1 protein-coding gene is annotated in these 348 nt (G+C 39.1%); it reads left to right on the top strand.

Features of this window, described 5'->3' with window-relative positions; translation table 11 throughout:
* Positions 1–43 precede the first annotated feature (43 nt).
* On the top strand, positions 44–348 hold a 305-nt coding region (locus MTCD1_RS18705; protein ID WP_235013382.1), incomplete at its 3' end, for a nicotinamide mononucleotide transporter family protein.

Raw genomic sequence — 348 nt, forward strand, 5'->3', positions numbered from 1 at the left:
GTGTTGGCCAGCAGCCTTTATAAGTACAGCACTATATACTGTTATCTTTTATGACGTTTTATTATTAATGGATAGCGCTTTGAACGCCTATTACCTGTTAATGGCGGTTTATGGTTATTGGCAATGGTCTAAACAACCTGATCAAAATCAAAATGAAAGTAGCCAACTAACCATCGTTAGCTGGCAATTAAGTTGGCATATCAAGGTTTGTGCTGCCCTAGCACTACTGGCGATGGGGTTAGGTTATCTTATGGATAATTATTCTCCTGCACACTTTCCTTACTTAGATACCTTCCCCACGGTTTATGCGGTATTTGCTACTTATTTAGTGGCTAACAAAGTGTTAGA

Origin of the sequence: Colwellia marinimaniae (genome assembly GCF_002207865.1) — a bacterium.
In the GTDB taxonomy this organism is placed as follows: Bacteria; Pseudomonadota; Gammaproteobacteria; order Enterobacterales; family Alteromonadaceae; genus Colwellia; species Colwellia marinimaniae.